The sequence below is a fragment of the Cupriavidus alkaliphilus genome, from assembly GCF_900094595.1.
Taxonomy (GTDB): domain Bacteria; phylum Pseudomonadota; class Gammaproteobacteria; order Burkholderiales; family Burkholderiaceae; genus Cupriavidus; species Cupriavidus alkaliphilus.
On the sequence record NZ_FMAD01000022.1, the window covers coordinates 1 to 6,846 of the forward strand.

7 protein-coding genes are annotated in these 6,846 nt (G+C 70.6%); all 7 read right to left on the reverse strand.

Features of this window, described 5'->3' with window-relative positions; all coding sequences use genetic code 11:
- Nucleotides 1-116: biotin carboxylase N-terminal domain-containing protein (locus GA0116996_RS28565; protein ID WP_133250575.1), on the reverse strand; the 116-nt coding region annotated here is incomplete at its 3' end.
- Between the two features lie 82 nt (nucleotides 117-198).
- Nucleotides 199-1,221 (reverse strand): biotin synthase BioB, encoded by a 1,023-nt coding sequence (bioB, locus tag GA0116996_RS27745; protein WP_092318330.1) that lies wholly within the window; start codon nucleotides 1,219-1,221, stop codon nucleotides 199-201.
- 18 nt (nucleotides 1,222-1,239) lie between these two features.
- A complete protein-coding gene (gene bioD / locus GA0116996_RS27750; protein WP_208601276.1) occupies nucleotides 1,240-1,995 on the reverse strand; it encodes a dethiobiotin synthase in 756 nt (251 codons plus the stop codon).
- The gene (gene bioF / locus GA0116996_RS27755) at nucleotides 1,992-3,206 is read right to left on the reverse strand and encodes an 8-amino-7-oxononanoate synthase (protein ID WP_092318333.1); all 1,215 of its coding nucleotides are present in this window, start codon (nucleotides 3,204-3,206) and stop codon (nucleotides 1,992-1,994) included. Before bioF ends, bioD begins: the two co-directional genes overlap by 4 nt.
- On the reverse strand, nucleotides 3,196-4,614 hold the full coding sequence (gene bioA, locus GA0116996_RS27760) for an adenosylmethionine--8-amino-7-oxononanoate transaminase (protein WP_092318336.1): 1,419 nt from the start codon (nucleotides 4,612-4,614) through the stop codon (nucleotides 3,196-3,198). Before bioA ends, bioF begins: the two co-directional genes overlap by 11 nt.
- 322 nt (nucleotides 4,615-4,936) lie before the next feature.
- On the reverse strand, nucleotides 4,937-5,725 hold the full coding sequence (locus tag GA0116996_RS27765) for an enoyl-CoA hydratase/isomerase family protein (protein ID WP_018003688.1): 789 nt from the start codon (nucleotides 5,723-5,725) through the stop codon (nucleotides 4,937-4,939).
- Between the two features lie 61 nt (nucleotides 5,726-5,786).
- The gene (locus GA0116996_RS27770) at nucleotides 5,787-6,683 is read right to left on the reverse strand and encodes a dienelactone hydrolase family protein (RefSeq protein WP_092318339.1); all 897 of its coding nucleotides are present in this window, start codon (nucleotides 6,681-6,683) and stop codon (nucleotides 5,787-5,789) included.
- Between the last annotated feature and the right edge of the window lie 163 nt (nucleotides 6,684-6,846).

A 6,846-nucleotide genomic window follows, 5' to 3' on the forward strand; every position in this document is an offset into this window, starting at 1 on the left:
GCCTCGGCGTCGGCATCGGAATACACCGCGACGGTGCGGATGCCCAGCCGGCGGCAGGTGGCGGCCACGCGGCAGGCGATTTCACCGCGGTTGGCAATCAGGATCTTGCTGAACATGCGCCCTCCTTGTTATCCCGGTAAACGGGATATTACGGCGGCGCGCCGTCCAGCGGGCACTTTCCTGCCGCGGGAGCCCGGGTTACCCCGCGTAGCCCTCGGCGCGGATGTCGAGGCGGGCCAGCAGGGCGCGATCGCGGTCGGCCTGCGGGTTGCCGGTGGTCAGCAGCTTTTCGCCGTAGAAGATCGAATTGGCGCCGGCCATGAAGCACAGCGCCTGCAGCGCTTCGTCCATGGCCTCGCGGCCGGCCGACAGCCGCACCATCGCTTGCGGCATGGTGATGCGCGCCACCGCGATGGTGCGGACGAACTCGAACGGGTCCAGCGCCTCGGTGCCGGCCAGCGGCGTGCCCTCGACCTGGACCAGGTTGTTGATCGGCACCGATTCCGGATACGGGTCCATATTGGCCAGCTGCGCGATCAGGCCCGCGCGCGCCTCGCGCGACTCGCCCATGCCGACGATGCCGCCGCAGCAGACGTTGATGCCGGCATCGCGCACATGGCCGATGGTGTCGAGCCGGTCCTGGTAGGTGCGCGTGGTGATGATCTTGCCGTAGAACTCGGGCGAGGTGTCGAGGTTGTGGTTGTAGTAGTCCAGGCCGGCTTCCTTAAGCTGCTGCGCCTGCTCGGCCTTGAGCATGCCCAGCGTGACGCAGGTCTCCAGGCCCATCGCCTTGACTTCGCGCACCATGTCCATCACCGGCTCCAGGTGACGGTCCTTGGGGCTGCGCCAGGCGGCGCCCATGCAGAAGCGCGTGGCGCCATTGGCCTTGGCCGCGCGCGCGGCATCCAGCACTTCCTCCAGCGCCATCAGCTTCTCGGCCTTGACGCCGGCATCGTGGTGCGCGCTCTGCGGGCAGTAGCCGCAATCCTCCTCGCAGCCGCCGGTCTTGATCGACAGCAGCGTCGACAGCTGCACGGTGTTGGCATCGAAGTGTTCGCGGTGCACCTGCTGGGCGCGGAACAGCAGGTCGTTGAACGGCAGCGCGAACAGCGCGGCGACGTCATCGACACGCCATTTGGCGTCGTCGGGCAAGGCATGCTGGCGCGCGGTCTGGCGCAGCGATTCGGCGGAGATGGTGGTAACGGTGTGGGCTTGGGTCATGATCAATGGAATTTTTGTTCAGGCAGCCAGGCCGGCGGCCTCGGCCTGGTATCGGGTGGCGGCCGTCAACAGCGGCGCAAGGTCGAGCCGGTCCGCCGCGGCCGCGGGCGCCAGTTGCCACGGCAGCTCGCCCAGGCACGGCGCACCGAGCGACGCGTGCAGCGTGGCGATGTTCTCGTCGGCCAGCAGCATGTCCGGGTCGACCCGGTTGGCGATCCAGCCGGCCAGCGGCAGGCCGCGCGCGCGGATGGCTTCGGCGGTCAGCACGGCGTGGTTCAGGCAGCCGAGCCGGATGCCGACCACCATCACCACCGGCACGCTCAGCATCACCGCGAGGTCGGCGGTGTTCCAGCGCACCGCGCCGGCGTCGAGCGGCACGTTGAAGCCGCCCACGCCCTCCACCACCACGGCGTCGGCCTGGCGGCGCAGCGCGTCGAAGGCCTCACGAATGGGCGCGCGCGTGATGCGCACGCCTTCCTGCGCCGCCGCCAGGTGCGGCGAGCACGGCGTGCGCAGCAGGAACGGGCAGGTCTGGCCCAGCGGCACCGCGACCGAACTGGCGGCGCGCAGCTGCGCCACGTCGTCGTTGTGCCAGTGGCCGTCGCGCCATTCGCTGCCGCTGGCCACCGGCTTCATGCCCGCGGTGCGGTAGCCGGCGCCACGGAGCGCATGCAGCAGCGTGGCGCTGGCGTGGGTCTTGCCGATGCCGGTATCGGTGCCGGTGACGAAGCAGGCAAAGGGAGCCACGGCAGGCACGGGCGCGCGCGGGTTCATGCGGCCTCCCGCTGCGCCACCGCGGCGCTCAGCGCCTCGAGCAGGCGGCGCACATCGGCTTCGGTGTGGGCGGCCGACAGCGTGATGCGCAGCCGCGCCGTGCCCTCGGGCACGGTCGGCGGACGGATCGCGCCGACGCGGATGCCGTCGGCTTCCAGCGCGGCCGACAGCGCCAGCGCGGCACCGTTGTCGCCGACGATCAGCGGCTGCACCGCGGTCTGGCTGTCGCCCAGGGTCCAGCCCGCGATCGCGGCCAGCTGGGCCAGGCCCTCGCGCAGCAGCGCGATGCAGCGCGCCAGTTGCGCGCGGCGCTGCCGGCCCTCGTCGCCTTCGATGATGGCCAGGCTGGCCAGCAGCGCATGCGCGACCGCGGGCGGCGCGGCCGTGGTGTAGATATACGGCCGCGCGGTGTTGACCAGATGCTCGATGATGGTCTCGTGCGCGGCGACGAAAGCGCCCGCCACGCCGGCGGCCTTGCCGAGCGTGCCGATGTAGACAAAGCGTTCGGACGACAGTCCAAGCGCTTCCAGCACGCCATGCCCCCGCTCGCCGAGCACGCCGAAACCGTGGGCATCGTCGACGACGATCCACGCGTCATAACGCTCGGCCAGCGCCAGCAGCTGGCGCAGCGGCGCGACGTTGCCGTCCATGCTGAACACGCTGTCGGTGACGATCAGCTTGCGTGCGCTGGTGCTGGCCGCGAGCAGCGCTTCCAGCGCCGCGGTGTCGCAATGCGGGTAGCGCTGCACCTCGGCACGCGCCAGCCGTGCGCCGTCGATCAGCGAGGCATGGTTGAGCGACTCGCAGAACAGCGTCGCGCCGGCCGCGCCCAGCGCGGTCAGCACCGCCATGTTGGCCATGTAGCCGGTGCAGAAGTACAGCGTGCGCGCCTGCGCGATATGCGGCGCGAACCAGCGTGCCAGTTCGGCCTCCAGCTGCGCGTGCGCGAGCGAATGGCCGCTGACCAGGTGCGAGGCGCCGCTGCCGGCGCCATAGCGCTGCGCGCCTTCCACCAGCGCGGCGACCACTTGCGGATGGTTGGCCAGCCCGAGGTAATCGTTGCTGCAGAAGGTCAGCAGCGATTCCGCCTCGGTCCCGTCCTCGCCCACGGCCTGGTGCGGCGCGCACGCGCTGTGGGCAATGCGGCGGCGGCGCGTCAGCGCCAGCGCATGGCGCTGTTCGGCGGCCTGCTTCAGTTGTTCAAGCAGCATGGCGCACCTCCTTGCCCGCGGTCCCGGTCACTTGCGCGGTCACGTCGTCGAGCGCGGCCAGCATCTGTTCGCCCAGCCAGCGCGCCTGCGCGGCGTCGAAGACGTAGGGCGGCATCACATAGAGCGTATTGCCGATCGGGCGCACCAGCAGCTCGCGCGCGCGCGCGGCATGGTGGAAGCGCGCGGCGAAGTCGGCGCCGGCAACGTCGTCACGCACATCGGCGGCCCAGATCAGGCCGCGCTGGCGCACATGCCGCACGCGCGCGTCGGCAGCCAGCGCGGCCATGCCGTCGGCCAGCCACTGCGCGCGGTCGCGGTTGCGCGCCAGCACATCGTCCTGCGCGAACAGGTCCAGCGTGGCCAGCGCCGCGCGGCAGGCGAGCGGGTTGCCGGTGTACGAGTGCGAATGCAGGAAGCTGCGCGCGAGCTCGTCGGCGACGAAGGCGCGCTGGATTTCCGGGCGCGACAGCACCAGCGACAGCGGCAGGTAGCCGCCGCTGATGCCCTTGGACAGGCACAGGAAATCGGGCCAGGCATGCACGGGCAGCGCCGCCTCGGTGCCGCGCGACTGTTCCCACGCGAAGAAGGTGCCGGTGCGCCCGCATCCCACCGCGATCTCGTCGGCGATCAGGTGCACGCGGTAACGGTCGCACAGCGCGCGCACGCCATCGAGGTAGCACGGCTCATGCATCGCCATGCCGGCGGCACCCTGCACCAGCGGCTCGACGATCAGCGCGGCAATGGCGCCGGCGCGCTCGCGCAGCAGCGCCTCGAGCTCCGCCAGCGCGCGCGCCGCCACGTCGGCGCCGGTCTCGCCGCGCCGGGCCTGCCGCGCATCGGGCGACATCACCACATGCGCGCGGCGGATCAGCGCGTCGTAGGCATCGCGGAAGATCTCCACGTCGGTGACGGCGAGCGCGCCCACGGTTTCGCCGTGGTAGCCGTGGCGCAGGCAGACGAACTCGCGCTTGGCCGGCAGGCCGGTGTTGCGCCAGTAATGGAAGCTCATCTTCAGCGCGATCTCGACCGCCGAGGCGCCGTCCGAGGCGTAGAAGACATTGCCCAGCGCGCCGCCGGTCAGCGCCGACAGGCGCTCGGCCAGCTCCACCGCGGGCGCGTGCGTGCAGCCCGCGAGCATCACGTGCTCGAGCGTCTCCAGCTGGCTTGCCAGCGCGGCATTGATGCGCGGGTTGGCATGGCCGAACAGGTTGACCCACCAGGAACTGGTGGCGTCGAAGTAGCGCTGGCCGTCGGCATCGTGCAGCCACGGGCCTTCGCCGCGCACGATCGCCAGCGGCACGGCGTCATCGTCAGGACGCAGGCGCGTGCACGGATGCCAGACGGCGGCGCGGCTGCGCTGGCCGAGGCCGGGTGCACCGCTGCCTGGGGAAAGGGACAGGTGGTCCAAGATAGCCCTCCTTGGTTGGCCGCCAGCGTTGGCGCCGCCGGCGGGGCCGGTCGGCGCGATGGTCGCGGACGGATTGGGAGGGTCATGGTAGGGACGACTTCCGCGGCTTGGCAATGCCCCAGGATTTTTCCCGTTAGCGCAGCTTTGACGGGATTTGGCGAACGTTGCCGGCAAGAAGCGCCGCGCTTGTGGCCAGCGTGCCGCCATCTCCACGCAATCGCACGCAGTCTTTATTTATCGGGGTCGCGCTTTCCCATGCGGCGACCGCACTTCCCTGTCCCGAGCGCGGGAGGGAGAAGCAGACCAGCGTGCTGCGTTGAACTCAAGCCGGCCGCCACGACGGCGTGCGCTTCTCCAGGAACGACTTCACCCCTTCCCGCCCCTCTTCCGACGCGCGGATCTTCGCGATGCGGTCGGCCGTGTCGGCCAGCAGGTCGTTGTCGATCACGCGCCCGGCGATATCCTGCACCAGCCGCTTGCTCTCGCGCACGGCGTTGGGGCTGTTGGCCACCAGCGCGGCGGTCAGTTCGGCGACCTTGGCGTCGAGCGCCTCGGCCGGCACCACCGCGTGCAGCAGGCCCAGGCGCAGCGCCTCGGCCGCGTCGAAGCGCTCGGCGGTGATGAAGTAGCGGCGCGCGGCCTGCTCGCCCATGGCGCGGATCACGTACGGGCTGATGGTGGCGGGCAGCAGGCCCAGGCGCGCCTCGGACAGGCAGAAATGCGCATGCTCGGCCGCCACCGCGATATCGCACGCGGCCACCAGGCCCATGCCGCCGGCATAGGTGTCGCCCTGGATGCGCGCGATCACCGGGCGCGGGCATGACCAGATGGTGTGCAGCATCTGCGCCAGGGTCAGCGCATCGGCGCGGTTCTGGTCGTCGGAATAGCCCGCCATCTTCTTCATCCAGTTCAGGTCGGCGCCGGCGCAGAAGGCCGGGCCGCTGCCGGCCAGCACGATGGCGCGCACCTCGTCCATGTCCCCCAGCGCGCGGAAGGCGCCGGTCAGCTCGGCGATCACGGTCTCGTTGAAGGCGTTGCGCACGTCGGGGCGGTTCAGCGTGACGGTGGCGACGTGGTTGGCGATATTGACGGTCAGGGCAGTGAATTCCATGGTTCGCTCCGTTGGCGGATTTGGCGGATAGTGCGGATAGTGCGGATAGGGATGATGCGGCTCAGGTGTCCGGATCGAAGGGCAGCCCCAGCGAGCGGAAGAACTCGCCGACCTCGGGCAGCCACGCCGGGATGCCTTCGCGCGCGCTGAACAGGCGGTGCGAGTCGGCGCCGAACTCGCCCACGTCGACCAGCCGGGCCTGCGCCGCCGGCCCGCTGGCGCGCGCCTTGAAGGCGTTGAACATGCGGCCGGGCAACGGCACCGGCCAGTAGCTGTCGTTCTCGCCATAGATCCACAGCGAGGGGTAGCGCGCCACGCTGCCGTAGGCGGCGAAGGCATCGACCAGGCGCTCTTCCCAGTCGGGGCAGTTCAGGTTGCGCAGCCCGCCGGCAAAGTTGACCACGCCGCGCACGCCGGGATAGGCGATGGTGCTGAACGCCATGGTGGTCAGCCCGCCATGCGACTGGCCGATCACGACGATGCGTTCCATGTCGACATAGGGCTGCGTCGCCATGTAGTCCAGCGTGGCGACCACGTCGTCGGCCTGCATCATGCCGTTGGTCTCGATGTCGCAGCTGCCGCCGATATAGGCGCCGCCCGAGCGCGCGAAGCCCTGCCGCATCGGCAGCACTACCACGTAGCCGCGGCGCAGGAACTCCACGCTCTGCGCCGGGAAGCGCGCGCGCCCCTGCATGGCGGGCCGGCCCGGCGCCTTGCCGTGGTTGATCACCACCAGCGGGAACGGCCCGGCGCCGGCCGGCTTGAACACCGTCGCTTCCAGGTCGATGCGCGAGGGGATCGCGGCCTTGGGCAGCATCACCACCTGCTCCTGGAAGCGCACGCGCGCCGCCGACTGGCCGTTGCCGTTCGCCATCTGCGCATGGCCGCACAGCGGTGCCAGCGCGGCAAGCACCGTGGCCAGGGCAAGGCGGTGAAACAGGCGGGCGGTGCGGCGCATCGGGGGTCTGGCAATATCGGGTCGGCGGAGCGTTACACGATTACATGCGGAACACGCCGAACTTCATCTCGTCGATCGGCGCATTGAGGCTGGCCGACAGGCCCAGCCCCAGCACCGTGCGCGTCTGCGCGGGATCGATCACGCCGTCGTCCCACAGCCGCGC